The sequence below is a fragment of the Quisquiliibacterium sp. genome, assembly GCF_982640115.1.
The window spans coordinates 12,348-30,742 of sequence record NZ_CEXFHW010000025.1; the positions used below are offsets into that span (position 1 = coordinate 12,348).

Here is an 18,395-nt window from a genome sequence, read left to right on the forward strand (position 1 = left end):
GACAGGCAACCGGCCGGCGGGGCGCGCCCTGGCTGAGCGCAGGAGCGCCAGGTGCCGCCGCGGGCTTCAGCCCGCGTCGCGCTTGCGCGCCTTGCGCTCCTCGCGAGAGACGCGGAATCGCGCGGCCACCCGCTCGTTGCGGGCGCGGTCGAGTTCCTCGCGATCGACACCACGCCGATCGAAGCCCAGCAAGCCCTCCAGGAACTCGAACCAGATCAGGGCCGCCGCGAATGGCGCGGCCACCCACCACCACGAGATCGCCCCGAAAGGCCCGACCTCGAGCAGCTTGAGCACAATGAGGAAGGAACCACCCCAGATCAGGATCATGGGCATCAACCAGGAGACAATGCCCGCACCATAGCCGTGCAGCCCACTTGCCGCCAGTCTGCCTGCATGGGCGGACAACCCGGCAGCATGAACGGCCAGCGGCGTCGGCGCGGTTGCACCCGGTACCGGGCTGCCTGCCCGCCCCTGGTGCGCGCCCGGACCGCCCGGGATCTGCAAGGCGGATCAGGTAGCATCGACTCAAACCACCCTCGACGCGCCCGGGGAAGTCATCCACGGCGAACCCGACGCGTCGATGTCCCCAGCATTCCGGAGCCCGCCGACCATGCCCCACACCGCCGCTCCCGCCACCGCCCGCCTGCTGGTGCTCGGTCTCGCCCTGCTTGCCGGGCCGGCCATGGCCAGTGCCGACCTTGCCCGGGCCCGCAACTGCAACGCCTGTCATGCGCCCGAGAAGAAGCTGATCGGCCCCTCGTTCAAGGACATCGCCGCCAAGTACGCCGCCGACACCAACGCGCAGGCCAAGCTGGTGCGCAAGGTCCGGGAGGGCGGCGTCGGCGTCTGGGGCCAGATCCCCATGCCGGCCAATCCGCAGGTCACGGCCGACGAGGCCGGCGTCCTGGTCAAGTGGATTCTCACCGGCCGCTGAGCCGGCCGGCAGACACGGCCCCGCACCATCCATCCGGGCGCCGGCCCCGCCCATCCTGACCTGCCCGGATCCGACGGCGATGCGAGGGTAGCCTTGCGTCAGGCAATGCGCCCCGTGCGCGACGCAATGGCTCCTCCTCCAGCCGAACGGATCATTCCCTTCACGGCTGGTTGTCCCCGGCACAGACCGGGGTTTTTTTTGTCCGTGCGCGGGCGGCTCGGCAAGCCTGGGGCGCTCCACCCTGGCGTGCGGGCGGGAATCGGCGGACAGCAACCGCTTTGCGCGTACACTGCGCCGGTTTTTCGGGAACCCGCCGGTGCCGGACCTTGACATCCTGCTGCAGCAGATCCTCAACGGCCTCGTGCTGGGCAGCGTCTATGCGCTGGTGGCGCTGGGCTACACCATGGTCTACGGCATCCTGCAGCTGATCAACTTCGCCCACGGCGAGGTGCTGATGGTGGGCGCCATGGTGGGCGTGACGGTGGTCTCGGCGCTCGGCGGCGCCGGCCTGCCCGGCCCCGTCGTGCTGCTGCTGGCCATCGGCGCAGCCATCCCGGTGTGCATCGCGCTGTCGCTGCTCATCGAGCGGGTCGCCTACCGGCCATTGCGGCATGCCCCCAAGCTGGCGCCGCTGATCACCGCCATCGGCCTGTCCATCGTCATCCAGACCCTGGCGATGATCGTCTGGAAGCCCAACCCCATCGTCTTCCCCGACCTGCTGCCCACCGAACCCGTCCGGATCGGTGGCGCGGTGCTGGCCCCCAAGCAGGTGCTGATCCTGGGCGTCTCGGCACTCCTGATGGCCGGCCTGATGCTGCTGGTGAACCGCACCCGGCTGGGCCGCGCCATGCGGGCCACCGCCGAAAACCCGCGCATCGCCGGCCTGATGGGCGTGAACGCCAACCAGGTGATCGCGGCCACCTTCGCGATCGGCGCCGCGCTGGCCGCGGTGGCCGGCGTGCTGGTGGCCATGAACTACAACATCGCGCAGTTCTCGATGGGCTTCATCCCGGGCCTGAAGGCCTTCACCGCGGCAGTGCTGGGCGGCATCGGCAACCTTGCCGGGGCGGTGGTGGGCGGACTGCTGCTGGGCCTGATCGAGAGCCTGGGCGCAGGCTACATCGGCGACCTCACCGGCGGCTTCCTGGGCAGCCACTACCAGGACATCTTCGCCTTCGTGGTGCTGATCGCGGTGCTGGTGCTGCGGCCCTCCGGAATCATGGGCGAGCGGGTCGCCGACCGGGCCTGAGCCGTGCGATGAAGCACTTCTTTCCCTCGCTGGCGGGCAATCCGCGTGCCGCCTTCGCAGCCACACTGGCCATGGCGGTGGTGCTGGCGGTGCTGCCGCTGGTGGCGGGTCTGGCGGGCAACGCCTGGGTGCGCATGCTCGACTTCGCGCTGCTCTACATCATGCTGGCGGTGGGCCTGAACATCGTCGTGGGCTATGCCGGCCTCCTCGACCTGGGCTATGTCGCGTTCTACGCGGTGGGTGCCTACCTGTACGCGCTGCTGTCCTCGCCGCACCTGCAGGAGAACTTCGCCTGGATCGCGGCCGTCGCCCCCGATGGCCTGCACAACTCGATCTGGCTGGTGGTGCCGCTCTCGGCCGGGCTCGCTGCGCTGTTCGGCGTGCTGCTGGGCGCGCCTACGCTGCGCCTGCGCGGCGACTACCTCGCCATCGTCACGCTGGGCTTCGGCGAGATCATCCGCATCTTCCTGAACAACCTGAACGCGCCGCTGAACATCACCAACGGCCCGCAGGGCATCAGCAACATCGACCCGGTGAGCATCGGGCCGGTGGACCTGTCCAGGCCGCTGGTCATCGGCGGCTTCGAGCTGCAATCGGTCCAGCTCTACTACTACCTCTTCCTCGCGCTCACCGTGCTGGTGATCATCACCAGCATCCGCCTTCAGGACTCGCGCCTGGGCAGGGCCTGGATGGCCATCCGCGAGGACGAGGTGGCGGCGCGCGCCATGGGCATCAACACCCGCAATGTGAAGCTGCTGGCCTTCGCGATGGGGGCGTCCTTCGGCGGCGTCTCGGGCGCGATGTTCGCGGCCTTCCAGGGCTTCGTGTCGCCCGAGAGCTTCGTGCTGTCGGAGTCGGTGGTAATCGTGGCCATGGTGGTGCTGGGCGGCATGGGCCATGTGCCCGGCGTGGTGCTCGGTGCGATCCTGCTCTACGCCATCCCCGAGGTGCTGCGTTACGCCGCCAGGCCGGTGCAGCAGGCGCTGTTCGGCGCCGAGCTGGTGGCGCCCGAGGCGCTGCGCATGCTGGTCTTCGGGCTGGCCATGGTCCTGATCATGCTGCGCCGTCCGGCCGGGCTGTGGCCCGCGCCGCAGCATGGCCGGGGCTGAGGCCATGCCTGCCATGCGGATGTCCCGTCAGGGCCCGGTGAGGGCGCGCGCATGAGCGAGGCCGGGCCGCTGCTGTCGGTGGAGGGCGTGAGCAAGCGTTTCGGCGGCCTGCAGGCCCTGTCCGATGTCGGCCTGGAGATCGCGCCGGGCCAGATCTACGGCCTGATCGGCCCCAACGGCGCCGGCAAGACCACCTTCTTCAATGTGATCACCGGTCTGTATGCGCCCGACGCCGGGCGCTTCCGGCTGGCCGGCCGCGACTACCAGCCCACCGCGGTCCACGCCGTAGCGCGCGCCGGCATCGCCCGCACCTTCCAGAACATCCGCCTGTTCGGCGAGATGACCGTCCTCGAGAATGTGATGGTCGGGCGCCATGTGCGCACCCGCGCCGGAGTCTGGGGCGCGGTGTTCAAGACCCGCGCCGAGCGCGCCGAGGAACAGGCGATCCGCAGCCGCGCGCTCGCGCTGCTCGACTATGTCGGCATCGCGCGCTATGCCCAGTTCCGCGCGCGCACGCTGTCCTATGGTGACCAGCGGCGCCTGGAGATCGCGCGCGCCCTGGCCACCGAACCGCGGCTGCTCGCTCTGGACGAGCCGGCTGCCGGCATGAATGCCACCGAAAAGCTCGGCCTGCGCGCGCTGCTCGAGAGCATCCGCGCCGACGGCAGCACCATCCTGCTGATCGAGCATGATGTGAAGCTGGTGATGGGCCTGTGCGACCGGGTCTGCGTGCTCGATCAGGGCCGGCGCATCGCCGAGGGGCCGCCGGCGCAGGTGCGGGCCGACCCGGCCGTCATCCGCGCCTATCTCGGGGATGGCCATGACTGAGCCGCTGCTGCAGCTGAGCGGGCTGTCCGTGGCCTATGGCGGCATCCAGGCGGTCAAGGGCATCGACCTGACCGTGATGCCGGGCGAGCTGGTCGCGCTGATCGGTGCCAACGGCGCCGGCAAGACCACCACCCTGAAGGCCGTCACCGGCTCGCTGCCCTGGTCGGCGGGCGAGGTGCGCTACCGCGGCGAGTCGATCCGCGGCATGCCGGCGCACAGGCTGGTCGAGCGCGGGCTGGCGATGGTGCCCGAGGGCCGCGGTGTGTTCGCGCGCATGAGCATCACCGAGAACCTGCTGATGGGGGCCTACACGCGGCGCGACGCCGCCGGCATCGCCCGCGATGTCGATCGCATGTTCGGCATCTTCCCGCGCCTGAAGGAGCGCGCCGGCCAGCTCGCCGGCACACTCTCCGGCGGCGAGCAGCAGATGCTCGCCATGGCCCGCGCCCTGATGAGCCGGCCCACGCTGCTGCTGCTCGACGAGCCGAGCATGGGCCTGTCGCCGATCATGGTGCAGACGGTGTTCGAGGTGGTGCGCACTGTGGCTGCCGAGGGCGTGACCCTGCTGCTGGTCGAGCAGAACGCGCGCCTGGCGCTGAAGGCCGCCCACCGGGGCTATGTCATGGACTCGGGCCTGATCGTCATGAGCGATCAGGCCGACCGGCTGCTGAGCGATCCGCGGGTGCGCGCCGCCTACCTCGGCGAGGCCGGCGGGGAATGAGTCGCGGGGCGCGGTGCTCGCGCTGAAGCTCTTCCTCGTTCCGGGCTTCCTGCTGCTGGTGTCCCTGGCGGCGCGACGCTGGGGGCCGTCGATGGGCGGCTGGCTGGCCGGACTGCCGATCGTCACCGGGCCCATCCTGGGCTTCATCGCCATCGAGCAGGGCGCGGACTTCGCCGCCCGGGCTGCCGGCGGATCACTCATGGCGGTGGTGAGCACGGTGGCGGTGACGGCGGCCTATGCCCATGCCGCACGGGTCGCGCACTGGCCGGTGGCGGTGGTCGCGGCGCTGGCCACCTGGATGATCGTGGCCTGGGGCCTGTCGCTGCTGCCGGAATCACTCACCCTGTCGGCCATGCTCGCCGGCGCGTCGTGGCTGCTTGCGCCGCGGCTGTTCCCGCCCGCAGCCGAGTCCGGCCCCGCACCGGCATCCGACCGTCGCGAACTCGCCCTGCGCATGGTTGCTGGCGCCCTGCTCAGCCTGGTGGTGACCCAGGCCGCGGCCAGTGCCGGCCCGCGCTGGAGCGGCCTGCTCGCGGTGTTCCCCATGATGAGCATCGTGCTGGCGGGTTTCTCTCACCGCACGCAAGGGCCGGCCTACACCGCCACGCTGCTGCGGGGTCTCGCGCGCGGCCTGCTGTCCTTCGCAGCCTTCTGCTGGGTGGCCGCGGTGCTGCTGCCCTCGGCCGGGACAGCGGCCGGCTTCGCGGTTGCGGTGCTCGCTGCGCTGCTGGCGCAGCTGGCTACGCTGCGGCGTCGGCCGCGCTCGTGAAGGCGTCGGCAAAGAACTCCTCGGGCGGCAGACCGCATACCCGGGTGAAGTCGGCGCGCGCCGCCTCGACCATCAAGGGCGCGCCGCAGGCATAGACCTGGTGGCCCGAGAGATCGGGGAAATCGGCCATCACCGCCTTGTGCACCAGCCCTTCACGGCCCTGCCAGTGGTCCTCGGGCAGGGCCTCGGACACCACCGGCACCCAGCGCAGGCTGGGCAACTGATCGAGCCAGCGCGCGCACTGCCCGGCACGGTAGAGATCCCGGGGCCGGCGCCCGCCCCAGTAGAGCGAGATCGGGCGCGAGACGCCCTTGTGGATGGCGTGCTCGATGATCGCCTGGATGGGCGCGAAGCCCGTGCCGCTGGCCAGCAGCACGATCGGCCGCGTGCTGTCCTCGCGCAGGAAGAAGGTGCCCATCGGCCCCTCGAAGCGCAGGATGTCGCGCTCGCGCAGCGCCGGCTGCGTCTTGCCGAACACCGTGTCGGTGAAGCGGCCACCGGGCATGTGCCGCACATGCAGTTCGAGCTGCTCGGCCGCATGCGGGGCACAGGCCATGGAATAGCTGCGACGCGTGCCGTCCTTCAGGATGAGCTCGATGTACTGGCCGGCGAGGAACTGCAGCCGCTCGTTGGCCGGCAGCTGCAGGCGCAGCACCGCGACATCGGGCGCCTCGAGGGTGATGGAGGACACGCGGCAGGGCATGCGGCGAACCGGGAGATCGCCGGCCGCGGCCACCACCCGCGCCTCGATGGTCAGGTCGGAGAGCGCCGAGGCGCAGCACATCAGCGCGAAGCCGCGGGTGGCCTCGGCATCGCGCAGCGCAGCCGCATGATGGGCTCCCTGCGCCACCTGCCCGTCGATCACGCGCGCCTTGCAGGACCCGCAGGCGCCGTTCTTGCAGCCATAGGGCAGGATGACCGAGTGGCGCAGCGCCGCGTCGAGAATGCATTCGCCGGCATCGGCCTGGAACTGCTTGCCGCTGGGCTGGACGGTGACAGTGAAGGCCATGAGGAGACTCTCGGCAGGGCGATAATGGCGCGATGACGCGAAGCCCCCGAGTTTATCGCGCGCTGCCCCGTCGGCTGCGGCGCGCTACCGTGCTGCTGGCCGGCTGCGGCGATGTCGGCCAGCGGATCGGCGCGCGGCTCGCCGCCCGCGGCCTGCGCGCCATCGGCACCCTGCGAAACCCCGAGCACGCCGGCGCGCTGCGCGCCCAGGGCATCGTGCCGCTGCGCCTGGACCTCGACACCCGACTGCCGCGGCTCGCGGCCTGGTGCGGCAGGGTGATCCACCTCGCCCCGCCGCCTGCCGAGGGCGGCCATGACCCCCGCACCCGACGGCTGATCGCGGCGCTGTCGCGCCCGCCAGGCGGCGGCCCGAGCACGGTGCGCTCGGGGGGGGCGGGTGGCCGATCGGGCCGGCGGCCGTTCCGGCACGGCGGGGGTGACGCCCGATCCGCACCGGGCCCGCTGGCCGGCGCGCGCTGGGTCTACATCAGCACCACCGGGGTCTACGGCGACTGCGCCGGCGCGCAGTTCGATGAAACCCGGCCGGTGGCCCCGGCCAATCCGCGGGCGCAGCGCCGGGTGGCCGCCGAAGGGCTCTGGCGGGCAGCGGCGCGGCGCGGCGCGCGGGCCAGCGTGCTGAGGGTGCCGGGCATCTATGCCCATGACAGGCTGCCGCTCGCACGCCTGCGCCAGGGCCTGCCGGCCCTGCAGGCGCAGGACGATGTCTTCACCAACCACATCCACGCCGACGACCTCGCCCGCATCGGTCTGGCCGCCCTGTGGCGCGGCCGACCGGGCCGGGTGGTGCATGCCGTGGACGACAGCGACCTGCGCATGGGCGAGTACTTCGACCTGGTGGCCGATGCCGCCGGCCTGCCCCGCCCGCCCCGGGTGCCGGCCGCCGAGCTCGCCGCACGCGTCTCGCCGATGATGCTGTCGTTCATGAGCGAGTCGCGGCGCCTGCGCAATCGGCGCCTGAAGCAGGAGCTTCGTCTGCGCCTGCGCTATCCCACGGTGGCGCACACCCTCGCCGAGGCCTTCGGGCCTGTGCTAGAGTCATCGCCTTCTTCAGCACGGCCGGTGTAGCTCAGTTGGTAGAGCAGCGCATTCGTAATGCGAAGGTCGTAGGTTCGACTCCTATCTCCGGCACCATCTCCAGACGGGGATCGGCAGCTTCACGGCTGCCGATCCCCGTTGTCATTCAAGGATCCCGCACATGAGCGACGACGACATCGCATGGATGGGCCTGCACTCGCTGGCTGACGCCATCCGGGCGCGACGGCTCTCGGCCTTCGAGGCTACCGAGGCCATGCTGCGCCGGATCACGCGCGTCGATCCCTCCCTGCGTGCCTACGCCCGCACCACCCCGGAACTGGCGCTTGCCCAGGCCCGCGCGGCCGACCAGCGTCAGGCCCGCGGCGAGGCTCTCGGGCCGCTGCACGGCGTGCCGGTGGCCGTGAAGGATCTGTGCTGGACCGAGGGCATCGTGACCGCCGCCGGCACCACCATCCACCAGGACTTCCGCCCAGCCACTGACGGCACGGTGGTGCGCCGTCTGCGCGAGGCCGGCGCGGTGCTGCTCGGCAAGCTGCAGATGACCGAAGGCGCCTTCAGCGCCCACCATCCCGAGATCACCGCGCCGCTCAACCCCTGGGACGCCGCGGCCTGGACGGGCGTGTCCTCCAGCGGCTCGGGCGTGGCGGTGGCTGCGGCGCTGTGCCACGGCGCCATCGGCACCGACACCGGCGGGTCCATCCGCTACCCCGCGGTGGCCAATGGCGTGACCGGCCTGAAGCCCACCTGGGGTCGGGTCTCGCGCCACGGCGCCTTCGAGCTTGCCGCCTCGCTCGACCACCTTGGCCCGATGGCCCGCAGCGCGGCCGACTGCGGCCTGATGCTCGGCGCCATTGCCGGCGCCGACCCGCTCGATCCCACCGCCCTGCCCGCGCCGGTGCCCGACTATCTGGCCGGCGACGGCCAGCATCTTGGCGGGCTGCGCATCGGCATCGACGAGACCTATGCGCTCGAAGGCGCCGAGCCCGAGGTGGCCCGCGCCTTCCAGGATGCCGCGCGCAGCTTCGCCGGACTGGGCGCCAGCCTCGTGCCGGTGCGCATGCCGCCGGTGGCGGCCGTGGTGGCCGCCTGGGTGCCGCACTGCGGCGTCGAGGCGGCGGTGGCCCATGCCGACACCTGGCCCGCGCGCCGGGCCGAGTACGGCCCGATGCTGGCCACGCTGCTCGACACCGGGCTGGCGCTCAGCGGCGCCGACTACCAGCGCCTCCTGCTGGCGCGTGCCGAGTTCACCGGCCGCATGCACACGCTGATGGCCGGCATCGATCTGCTGCTCACCCCGGTGATCCCGTTTGCCGCGCCCAGCCTCGCGCGCATCGCGGCGCTGCGCACCGAGCCCGACTACCGGCAGCGTCTGCAGCGCTTCACGGTGCCCTTCGACATGTCGGGTCAGCCCACGCTCACCCTGCCCGCAGGCTGCACGCCCGAGGGCATGCCGCTGGGGGTGCAGCTGGTGGCCGGGGCGCTGCGCGAAGACCTGCTGGTGCGGGCCGGACGCGCCTTCCAGACCGTGAGTGACTGGCACGCCCGACGCCCGCCGGTGGCCTGAGCCGGGCCCCCGGGGGCAAGGCGCCCCGGCCGCGCCGGCCGGACAGGAATGGGGCGGCCCCGACGGGTCTGCGTCGGCGCTACTGCGGCGCCACCCCCGATGCCTTGAACACCTCGCCCCAGCGCGGGGTGTCACGGCGCACGATGTCGGCGAATTCCGCGGGCGTGGTGCCGGTGGCCAGCAGGCCCATCTCGAGCATGCGCGCCCGGCCGTCGGGCGACTGGATGGCGCGGTTGATCTCGGTGCTCAGGCGCTCGATGATCGCCCGGGGCGTGCCCTTGGGCGCGATGATCCCGTTCCAGCCGGCGAGGTCCAGCGGGTAGCCCTGCTCGGCAAAGGTCCGAACCTCGGGATAGAGCGGCCAGCGTTTCGGACCGGTGACCGCCAGCAGCGTGGCCCGACCTGACTGGATGAACGGCCCGGTGGAGGCGAAGTCATGGATGCCCATGGTGGCCTGCCCGCCGATGATGTCCTGCACCGCCGGGCCCGCGCCCTTGTAGGGCACATGCACCATGTCGATCCGGGCCGCGCCCTTGAGCATCTCGCCGTACAGATGCGAGCTGCTGCCCGCCCCGAAGGACGCAAAGGTGGCCTTGCCGGGATTGGCCCGCACATGGCGAACGAAGTCGTCCACGCTCTTCATGCCGGTGGACGAGGGCACGATCATGCCCAGCGATGACAGCCCGATCTGGCTGACCATCTCGAAGTCGTCAGGCGCGTCATAGGGCAGGCGCGTGTAGGCGAACTTGTTGATGATCAGGTTCGAGAGGTTGGCATAGGCGATGGTGTAGCCGTCGGGCGCGGCCTGCCGCGTGGCACCGATGCCCAGGATGCCCTGCGCGCCCGGTCGGTTCTCGACCACGAAGGGCACGCCAAGCGCGGCCTGCAGCCGCTCGCCGAGCCAGCGCGAGACGATGTCGGTCTGACCGCCCGGTGGATAGGGCACGATGATGCGCACCGGCCTCGAGGGCCATGCCTGGGCAAGCGCCTGATGCGCCGGCAGCAGGACCAGCACAAGCAGGGCCGCCAGGCGGCCGAACCATCGGGTCATGGCGTTCTCCGCGAGTCGAGACAATGCGAGCCGGCGTGCGTCAGACCGGCGCGTCGGCCGCCGATGTGCGCCGGGCCGAGTCCTTCAGACGCTGCAGCTCCTCCCAGCCCTTGTAGGCGGTGATGCCGTTCTCGTCGAAGAAGACCACCGGACCTTCGCAGACGAACAGGTACTCGGTGTCCTCGAGCGCCGTGGTGGCGCCATGAAGCACACCGTTGGGTTCGTAGTCGTAGTCGCCGGCCTCGAGGATGCCGTCGCGAACCTGCAGACGGCCCTTCAGGACATAGGTATGGGCGTCCGACAGATGCTTGTGCGGCGGGGCAACGAAGCCCTTCTTCCAGCGGTAGAGCGCCACCCAGCGCCCGGTCTCGGGGCCGGTCCAGAGCACCTTGGTCCAGGCCATGCCCGGGGAGGTCTCGATCCAGGGCTCGTCGGCACGGACGATGATGTCGGCAAGCTGGTCGTTGATCGGCTTGATGTTCTGCAGCGGCATGTCAGCGCGTCCGTGATCTGCGCCGGCCCGGCGGGCCGGTCACGCCGAACTGTAACCGCCGCCCTGCTCAGTGTGGAAGCCAGGCAGGTCCATCGGGCAGATCGAATCCCTGCCAGTCGGCAAGGCCTTCATCGATCACGCGCCCGGCCTGGGCCACCGCCCGCGAGAACCCGTCCTGGCGTTCGGCCAGGGAGGTGCCCAGGCGAACCAGATCGCGGGCCTGATCGGCCAGATCGAGCAGCTCGGGGCCGATCAGTGGAAAGCGGGAGGCTTCCTGGGCGGCGCTCAGGGCAAGGAGCTCGGCCTGGGCTGCGAGACGACGGGCAAGCTCGGCCGGAAAGGCGCAGTCATCAGGGCTGACAGGCATGGGGGAGGCGATCCGATTCGCAGACATCGACTTCTGCTTATCGGCATGCCACCCGAAAACTTGAGGGGCATCTTCGTCCCGGGCACCTGGACGCGCATCGAAGCGGATGGATGCCCAGGGGCGGCTGCGCGCGCCCGGAGGAAGACGCGCGCCGGGGCCTACCCGCTAGCGCGGGTTGATGAAGCGCAGGTTGCTGCGCCCGCCCGAGAGCACCACGCGCAGGCTCACATCGATCAGCACATCGGCGTTTGAAGAGGAGCCGATGACCACAAGGTTGCGCTGGCTGCTGGTGGGGGTGGCAGTGCCCGTGCCCAGCGCGGTCTGCAGCTTGGTCACCGGCGCGGCCACGCTGACCGATGCCGAGTTGTTGCGCATGCGCGTGACGCCCGAGCCGAGATCGCGGGCATAGATGTAGGAGTTGGCGCCCGGGCTGCAGGCATCGTCGCTGGGCTTCGTGGCGGCCCAGATGACCACCCCGCGTGCGATGTGGGGCGCCGTCACGATCTGCGCTCCTGTCAGCATGGTCATGTACCAGCCCTTGGTGCCGGGCCCCACCGTCACCGGGCCGCCGGAGGCGTTGACGAGATCGGACACGGCCAACGCACTGCTGAATGTGCCGGGGGTGACCGGGCCGCCATCCTTGACACCGAAAAAGGTGCCGGTGAGAGGGGAGCTGACATCCGAGGCCGACAGCAGCCGGCCCGTACCGAAGGTCACCCAGCGTTCGGTGGGTTCCCGCGGATTGATCGCCACCGCGGGCGCGGTGGTGATGGGTGCGCCAACATTGATGAGCTTGGTGCCTGCGAGCGCAGACGTGGCGCCACTGAGATTCGCGGGATCCGAGAGATCCCAGCGCCAGAGGTTGCCCTTCAGGTCGGTGGCGTAGATCTGCAGCACCAGTTGCTCGGCATCGTCCTGGTAGTACCCCTCCATCTGGGCCAGGCCGACCGGGTTGGTGGCGGTGCCGCTCTCGGTGGCCAGCCGCTTCACGACCTCACCAGTGCACGGATGCAGCAACCAGATCTGGCCCGAGCCGTCATTCTGGTAACCCGACGACACAGCCACCAGCCAGCCCGCCTTGGTCCAGATCACCAGCGGCTGGCCGTAGGAAAAGCCCACCTTGGTGGTGCCCCCCGCGTTGGTGCCGCTGCCGTCGAACTCCCAGAGCACCTTGCTGCGCAGGTCATCCTCGCTGCTGGCATCCGGCGAGGTGACATCGAGGGCGAAGTAGCCCTTGCCTCCCTTGTTCAGTCCCGAGACCAGGAGGGTGCCCCAGGTGCCTGCGCGGGTGCCGCACTTGGTGGAATCATTCGGCCACTTGATGTCGCGCACGGTGGGCGTGCCATCCACCCGGTAGCGATGCGAGAACTTGTTGGGCAGCGTATCGGTCTCGCGGTAGCTCAGGCCAGCCAGACCATCAACGCCGCTGCGGAACATGAAGCTGGGCACATAGGCCCAGCGCTCGGTGCCGCCGGAGGCGCTGTCGGAGGCATCGATGGCGTGCAGCATCCCGCCGTTGGAGCCGACATAGAGCGTTGGCTTGTTGCCGCGGCCGCTGCCGTCCGTGTTGGCCGTCACAAAGGTGCTGTAGCCGGCGTGGAAGGTGTCACTCAGGCTCTGGTTGGGCTTGCCGACCCAGCGCGGCTCGGAATTGACGATGTCGGCAAGCATCTTCGAGCGTCGGCGGAACTGCCGGGTCTCGGCCAGCGTGTCTTCCAGGCTGCTGTCGCCGCGCAGGTAATTCAGGATGTTCTTCGCGGTACCGGCATCCGACGAGAGCGTAGCCTGCTGGGTGCTGGTGATGGTGCTGCCGCCGAAGTCGGTGGGCCGAAAGCGCACCGCGGTGTCGGTCAACGCGGATCCGGTGCGGGTGACGATCTTGCGGCCGCTGTTCCAGCCGGTGCCGGCGAGTTGCTCGCCGAGCCTGTCGGCAGCAGACCAGGTTGCCGACGCGGAGATCTCGCCGGTGGTGGGACTGACACCGCGCATCTGCACATCGCCGGTCCACTCGCCCGACTTGTAGATCGCGCGGAAGGCCATGGTGGGCACGAACAGCAGGTCGCTGCCGGTAAGCACAGCCCCCGAGCCCGAACCCTCGCGGGTCTTGATCTCGGTGATCGCGCGCGCAAGCGCGTCGGTGAGTTCCTGGGGGGAGGCCACGCTGAAGAACTGGCCACGGGAGTTCACCGCTGCGTGCCAGAGATCATCGACCGCCGAGGCGGCCTCGGCAACAGGAGTGGGCCAGTCGGCCGTGCCGTTGCGGATGGCGGTGATGCCGTTGGGGTAGGCGATGGTGCCCTGGGCAGCGAAGGCCAGCCCGAAGGTGACCATGTGCTGCCATTTCGCCGGGTCCGCCGAGGAGGTGAACACATTGTTGGCCAGGGTGGGCCGCAGATCGGTCAGCCAGTAGTAGGCGGCGATGTCGGCCAGGGTGTTGGCGGAGTTGCTGCCGGGCTTTTCGCGGTAGGGGCGCGGCCAGGGGTCTCCTGCCTTCAGGTTCGTGCGCAGCTCCGCATTCAGCACATTGAGCAGTTCGGTGGCATTGGGCAGCGTGTCGTCGTAATTCTTGGAGCCCACCAGGCCTGAGGCGCCGGCGCCGTTCCACTCGCCGTCGGTGGTCAACAGGTTGTAGTGCTGCTGGCAGCTGTACTGGATGGGGTCGGCGATCGTGCCACCGGCCGGGCTGGTGGCCGCCTTGTAGTACTCGCCCACCTGCTGCAAGGCGTGGCGCAGCGGCGTGCCGCCGGAGGTCCAGAGACCGTAGAGCCGGTTGTACCAGTCGGTGCGGAAAGTGCTGCCCCCACTGTCGCTGAAGGTGTCAAGCGCGATGAAGGCGCCGTTGCCGTCGGTGCTGGAGGCATTGTTGATGGTGTAGAGCCCCACCCGGAAGCTGCTGTCCACTGCCCGGAAGGCCTCACCCAGCGCGGTCTTCATGGCCAGCAGCCGGGTGCGGTAGTAGCTGTACCAGTTGGCAAAGTTGGTCTTCTGCGCCTCGGTGGCGGAGTTCAGGTCCACCCGGGTGTAGCTGCTGTTCGGGTAGCAGGTGCCTACCACCGGCACCGCCGGCGAAGTGCCGGTGTAGGCATAGTAGTGGCCGCCCGTGCCCGCACCGCCGCCGGCGGAATAGGTGCCGCTGTTCATGGGCGACGTGGTTCCGTAGCTCGACGGAAACTGTGTGCTCAGATTCAGGTTGCTGCCATAACCGGTGGGGAGGAATCCATTGGGCCAGGCACTGGTGTAGCTGGCGTTCGGCCAGCGGGTGCCGTCGGCATTGACCGGCGGCAGATAGGTGACGGCGGGGTTGTAGTAGAGCCGGTTGTAGCTGCTGTTCTGGTAGCAGCGGCTGCCGCTACCGGAAGAAGTCCCCATCGGGGCAAACTGAAAATCCATCGACCCTGAGTTGTCGAAGGTCAGCATCAGGTTGGGCTTGACCGAGTTCATCGTGAACAGCGGCTGGTCTTCCAGCGCCGGCACGGTCTGGGCCACCGCAGGCGCGGCACCCGGCCCCTGGATCAGCACCGCCAGTGCGCCGATCAGCATGCCTCGGCTGGCATACCGCCAGCCGCGTTTCCCTTGCCCGAACCTCGCCTGCACAGCCTCAGCCACGGTCAGTCACCCTTCAGAAACATCTGCGCGTAGGCCACCGAATTTTTCGGGCCGTCGATGCGGACCGTGATCCGCACGAAGGGCAGCCACTCCGAGACGGCAGCGCCGCAGTTGGTCATGCAGTTGCGCGGATAGCGGTATTCATAGAGCCGGCAGTTGGCCGCCGTGGCGGGGCCGGTGGCCGTACACAGCCGCTCGATCAGGTAGCGGCGCATCTGCCGCGAGGGCGCATCAACCGCCTCGCCCGGCCACTCGCTGGAGGCCGTGCCATCGGCGTTCCAGGCGGGTGCCGAGAGCTGGGCCAGCGGCAGCGGTATGCCGTCGGCGTTCTGGTCGCGCTGGCTGGCGTAGTACGAGATGGTCGGCTGGTCGGTGTTGCGGTCCATCACATTGAGTGCCGCGGTGGGATGCGACTGCATGAAGGCGAGGATCGCGTCGTTGAAGGCCATGTCGGCGTTCTGCTCGGCACTGCGCATGAACTGGTAGTTCATCGACGCCATGTTGGCGCTGTCCACCGAGCGGAAGAGCGCGAAGCCGGCCACGATCATCACCACCAGCGAAACCAGCGCGACGATCAGCGACAGGCCCTGCTGCGCCCGACGCAGGGGGAGCAGCCTCACCCGGCGAGGCGAGTCCGGCGAGAACGGACGACCGGCGGTGGAGCGCGCGGGCATGGTCACATCTCGCTCAGCAGCGCATTGCGCACACCGACCACCGTGGTCACGGTGTTGTAGCGCAGGCAGAGCTGATCGCCCGAGAGGCTGTAGTTGCCGCTGGAGGGCATGGCGGGCAGGTTGTTGTCATCACTGCCGGCGCGGGCAGGAAGCACCCGGCGGGTCTCATCGGCAGTGGCCGTGCAACCAGCCTTCTCGGCCGCGCGCTCGAGCTGGGGGCTGCGAATGAGCAGCCCGATGCGCACCCCCTTGATCTGGTTGAGCGATCGCGCCGGCTGCATGCCGTTCAAGGGCAGCGTCGTGATGACATTGTCGGGCAGCGGATTGGCCGGGTTGAGCCACCAGGTGGCCAGGGCCGGCGGATCGATCCACTCATCGATCACATCGTCATTGCCGACGTCGATGCCAAGCTGCACCTGCATCGACACCACATTGTCGGCAATCACCTGGGCCGCGCCGCCGGCCAGAAGGTTGGTGACCATGAGGCGGCCGCTGGCATCGACCGTGAAGCGCTCCAGCGTGGGCGTGGCGCCCAGATGGATCAGCACCGGCTGGGTGTAGTCCGCCGCAACGCCGGCATCGACGGTGATGGAGGCCGGACTCACGCCGGGCGACGCCGGCACGGCGGTGATCCTGACAAGGCTGCACGCCACCGGACGGGTGGTGCCGGGGTTGGCCGCCGAGCTCTGCTCGTAGATGAGCACCCAGTCATTGATCGCCATGCCCAGGGCCGAGCTCAGCGGAATGCTGGTGGCGTTCGCGGTGAGGACGCCCACCACCGCGACCGGCAGGGGCACCGTGTTGCTGCTGCCGGTGAAGATGGTGAGCGTGTCGGAGGCGATGCCGTTGCCGCCATCGGTGGCGATGATCGGCGCCACGCGGTGGGTGGTCCCCCCGCGGGTGAAGCTGCAGCCCAGATGCATCTCGGGGCGCGGCGGGGTGGTCTTGGACAGCACATAGCCGGTGCCCGGCGTGATGACGCGCATCGGCGAGGTGTAGGTGGTGTCGCTGATGGCGGTGAGGTTGTAGCCCGCGCTGACCACCGCACGCTCGAGCGCCGCCAGGCCGAAGACGCCCGACTGCAGGCCCTCGCTGCCGCTGGTGGTGCTGCGCCGGCGCTCCTCGCTGACCGACATGGTCTGGAAGATGGCCACCGCCGAGGCCATGGCGATCACCGTAGCCACCATCAGTTCGAGCAGCGAGAAGCCCGCCTGACCGCGACGCTGCCTCATGACTGCGGCTCCAGGATCATGGCCGTGGTGGTGTAGGAGCCCACGGTCGCGGCACCCGGCGCTCTCCAGCGGACCGTGACGGTCACCGTCGTGGCGGTCTGGGCGCCGAAGGAGATGTCGGTGGAATACGCCGTCTGCGTGGTGGTGACCGTGACCGTGGGCAGATTGGCGGAGGCCCCGGGCAAGGCCATGCTCCCGCTCACGATCCGGTCCTTCCACTGGGTGTAGCGCGCGCCCACCGGGGTGCTGCCGCTGCTGTAGAGGGTGGCGAGGCGGGACGGATCGACCGTCCACATCTCGGCGATGAGCTCGGATGCATGCTGGGCCGCCTGCGCACGGAAAGTGGCATCGGTCATCATCTGCACCGAGCGGGCCTGCATGCCGACCACGCCGAGGATGCCCAGCGAGAAGACGAGGATCGCCACCAGGGCTTCGACCAGCATGAAGCCGCGAGCGTTGCGGCTTGCGGCCGCCTGCGGCGCGATGCACCGCCGGGCTGCGGCCTGCGGCGAGGGCTGCTTGCACGGACTGTTCATGTCAGCAGACCCGAGGATCACCACTGTCGCTCGCCAGCCCCGGATCGCACATGCGGGCCGCGCCGCTCGGGCTGATCACCACCGAAAGCCGGCGCTCCTCGGTGTCGCTCATCGCGGCATTGCGAAGATCGATCCGGACGGTGTTGGCCCAGTCTGCCGCCACCAGCGGGCGGCCCCGGCCATCGAAGATCACCCGCGCCGGAAAGCCCGCACCCGGCTCGAGTGCGGTGGCAAAGGCCGAAGATGCGATCAGCGCCACATCGGTGGTGGCGCCCGCCCTGGCGCGACCGGATTCCTCCCCGCCATCACGGGTCTGGATGGTGCCGTCGTCAGCGCAGGTGGTGCCGCCATCGATCACCCGACACACCGTCCAGCCGGTGGTGCCGCCATCGGTGCCGGCCATCGAGAACATCACCCGTCCGTTGCGCTTGAGCGCCTCGGAACGGGCCACGCCCAGACCATTGAGCACGCCCTCGGCCGAAGCCCGGATCTGCAGGTTGCCCATCCACTCGCCGAAGGCCGGAATGCCGATGCGCAGCAGGATGACCGCGATCAGCATGGTGATGATGAGTTCGACCATGGTGAAGCCGGCCATGCCCGTCATCGGGCCGCGGGGGCGTGCCATGTCACTCCTTCTTGATCAGCCAGCGGCTGTCCTTGGTGGCAGGCAGGGTGCCCCAGCTGCTCACCCACGAGACGGTCTTGCGGGTGTTGGCCTGGTCGATCGAATACGCGAACCCGGCCACCGGCGAGCCGGAGTTGCCGGTGGCGGTGATCAGGTAGGCCTGATTGCTGTTGCTGAGCGTGCAGCTCAGCGTGAAGCGCTCGAGCGTGGGCAGCGGATTGACGCCGCAGTTCTCGCCGGAGGCATAGGTGCGGTTGTCGGCATAGAACTGCTCCATGCGCACGCGGACATCGGCCAGCGCCGATGTGGCATCGACCAGCTGGGACCGGATCACATGATTGCGATAGGCCGGGTAGGCCGTGGCCGTGAGAATGGCCACGATCGTGATGGCGACCAGCAGTTCGATCAGCGTGAAACCCCGTCCCCTCATCGCGACGCTCCTTGCAAACAGGGAGTCTAGGCACGCGTCATGGGTGGGGGACGGCCCGCCCGACGAACGCCGCCGCGCGGGCAGACAGGCGGCGCGGGCAGGCAGGCGGCGCGGGCCGCCTGGGGAGGCTGGCCATCCGGGCG

19 protein-coding genes and 1 tRNA gene are annotated in these 18,395 nt (G+C 69.7%); 9 read left to right on the plus strand and 11 right to left on the minus strand.

Annotation, left to right across the window (positions count from 1 at the left end; translation table 11 throughout):
• Positions 1-66: 66 nt before the first annotated feature.
• The gene (locus AC2H6A_RS04905; RefSeq protein WP_484272023.1) at positions 67-327 is read right to left on the minus strand and encodes a TIGR04438 family Trp-rich protein; all 261 of its coding nucleotides are present in this window, start codon (positions 325-327) and stop codon (positions 67-69) included.
• A gap of 283 nt (positions 328-610) precedes the next feature.
• Here AC2H6A_RS04905 and AC2H6A_RS04910 point away from each other — a divergent pair, with 283 nt between their 5' ends.
• From AC2H6A_RS04910 to AC2H6A_RS04935, 6 genes are all read left to right on the plus strand, one after another.
• Positions 611-934: a c-type cytochrome gene (locus AC2H6A_RS04910; RefSeq protein WP_484272024.1), complete on the plus strand. Its 324-nt coding sequence runs from the start codon at positions 611-613 to the stop codon at positions 932-934.
• Positions 935-1,250: 316 nt separating this feature from the next.
• The gene (locus AC2H6A_RS04915) at positions 1,251-2,183 is read left to right on the plus strand and encodes a branched-chain amino acid ABC transporter permease (protein WP_484272025.1); all 933 of its coding nucleotides are present in this window, start codon (positions 1,251-1,253) and stop codon (positions 2,181-2,183) included.
• A 71-nt stretch (positions 2,184-2,254) separates the two neighbouring features.
• Entirely contained in the window at positions 2,255-3,292 is a 1,038-nt protein-coding gene (locus AC2H6A_RS04920; RefSeq protein WP_484272041.1) for an ABC transporter permease subunit, read from the plus strand.
• A 51-nt stretch (positions 3,293-3,343) separates the two neighbouring features.
• Positions 3,344-4,120: an ABC transporter ATP-binding protein gene (locus AC2H6A_RS04925; protein WP_484272026.1), complete on the plus strand. Its 777-nt coding sequence runs from the start codon at positions 3,344-3,346 to the stop codon at positions 4,118-4,120.
• Positions 4,113-4,841 (plus strand): ABC transporter ATP-binding protein, encoded by a 729-nt coding sequence (locus AC2H6A_RS04930; protein ID WP_484272027.1) that lies wholly within the window; start codon positions 4,113-4,115, stop codon positions 4,839-4,841. The genes AC2H6A_RS04925 and AC2H6A_RS04930 overlap by 8 nt, the downstream gene beginning before the upstream one ends.
• A gap of 13 nt (positions 4,842-4,854) precedes the next feature.
• The gene (locus tag AC2H6A_RS04935; RefSeq protein WP_484272028.1) at positions 4,855-5,610 is read left to right on the plus strand and encodes a hypothetical protein; all 756 of its coding nucleotides are present in this window, start codon (positions 4,855-4,857) and stop codon (positions 5,608-5,610) included.
• Here the strand turns inward: AC2H6A_RS04935 and AC2H6A_RS04940 are convergent.
• A complete protein-coding gene (locus tag AC2H6A_RS04940) occupies positions 5,582-6,619 on the minus strand; it encodes a CDP-6-deoxy-delta-3,4-glucoseen reductase (protein ID WP_484272029.1) in 1,038 nt (345 codons plus the stop codon). The two genes, AC2H6A_RS04935 and AC2H6A_RS04940, sit on opposite strands and share 29 nt — an antisense overlap.
• A gap of 32 nt (positions 6,620-6,651) precedes the next feature.
• On the opposite strand from AC2H6A_RS04940, the gene AC2H6A_RS04945 reads away from it, so the two are divergent.
• From AC2H6A_RS04945 to AC2H6A_RS04955, 3 genes are all read left to right on the plus strand, one after another.
• Entirely contained in the window at positions 6,652-7,704 is a 1,053-nt protein-coding gene (locus AC2H6A_RS04945) for a Rossmann-fold NAD(P)-binding domain-containing protein (protein ID WP_484272030.1), read from the plus strand.
• Positions 7,695-7,770 (plus strand) — tRNA-Thr (locus AC2H6A_RS04950). The genes AC2H6A_RS04945 and AC2H6A_RS04950 overlap by 10 nt, the downstream gene beginning before the upstream one ends.
• Positions 7,771-7,834: 64 nt before the next feature.
• Positions 7,835-9,238: an amidase gene (locus tag AC2H6A_RS04955; protein ID WP_484272031.1), complete on the plus strand. Its 1,404-nt coding sequence runs from the start codon at positions 7,835-7,837 to the stop codon at positions 9,236-9,238.
• Between the two features lie 79 nt (positions 9,239-9,317).
• Here AC2H6A_RS04955 and AC2H6A_RS04960 read toward each other — a convergent pair whose 3' ends face one another.
• From AC2H6A_RS04960 to AC2H6A_RS05000, 9 genes are all read right to left on the minus strand, one after another.
• Entirely contained in the window at positions 9,318-10,289 is a 972-nt protein-coding gene (locus AC2H6A_RS04960) for a Bug family tripartite tricarboxylate transporter substrate binding protein (RefSeq protein WP_484272032.1), read from the minus strand.
• Positions 10,290-10,329: 40 nt separating this feature from the next.
• Positions 10,330-10,782, minus strand: coding sequence for a cupin domain-containing protein (locus AC2H6A_RS04965; protein ID WP_484272033.1), 453 nt, complete (start codon positions 10,780-10,782; stop codon positions 10,330-10,332).
• Positions 10,783-10,849: 67 nt separating this feature from the next.
• Entirely contained in the window at positions 10,850-11,149 is a 300-nt protein-coding gene (locus AC2H6A_RS04970; protein WP_484272034.1) for a hypothetical protein, read from the minus strand.
• Positions 11,150-11,314: 165 nt separating this feature from the next.
• The gene (locus AC2H6A_RS04975) at positions 11,315-14,689 is read right to left on the minus strand and encodes a pilus assembly protein (RefSeq protein ID WP_484272035.1); all 3,375 of its coding nucleotides are present in this window, start codon (positions 14,687-14,689) and stop codon (positions 11,315-11,317) included.
• Between the two features lie 68 nt (positions 14,690-14,757).
• A complete protein-coding gene (locus AC2H6A_RS04980; RefSeq protein ID WP_484272036.1) occupies positions 14,758-15,429 on the minus strand; it encodes a pilus assembly PilX family protein in 672 nt (223 codons plus the stop codon).
• A 2-nt stretch (positions 15,430-15,431) separates the two neighbouring features.
• Positions 15,432-16,661, minus strand: coding sequence for a PilW family protein (locus AC2H6A_RS04985; RefSeq protein ID WP_484272037.1), 1,230 nt, complete (start codon positions 16,659-16,661; stop codon positions 15,432-15,434).
• Positions 16,658-17,197, minus strand: a complete 540-nt coding sequence (locus AC2H6A_RS04990) for a type IV pilus modification PilV family protein (protein ID WP_484272038.1) — start codon at positions 17,195-17,197, stop codon at positions 16,658-16,660. Before AC2H6A_RS04990 ends, AC2H6A_RS04985 begins: the two co-directional genes overlap by 4 nt.
• Position 17,198: 1 nt before the next feature.
• Positions 17,199-17,822 carry a GspH/FimT family pseudopilin gene (locus AC2H6A_RS04995; RefSeq protein ID WP_484272039.1) on the minus strand — a complete coding sequence of 208 codons (624 nt, stop codon included), beginning with the start codon at positions 17,820-17,822 and terminating at the stop codon, positions 17,199-17,201.
• Between the two features lies 1 nt (position 17,823).
• Entirely contained in the window at positions 17,824-18,252 is a 429-nt protein-coding gene (locus AC2H6A_RS05000; protein ID WP_484272040.1) for a type IV pilin protein, read from the minus strand.
• Between the last annotated feature and the right edge of the window lie 143 nt (positions 18,253-18,395).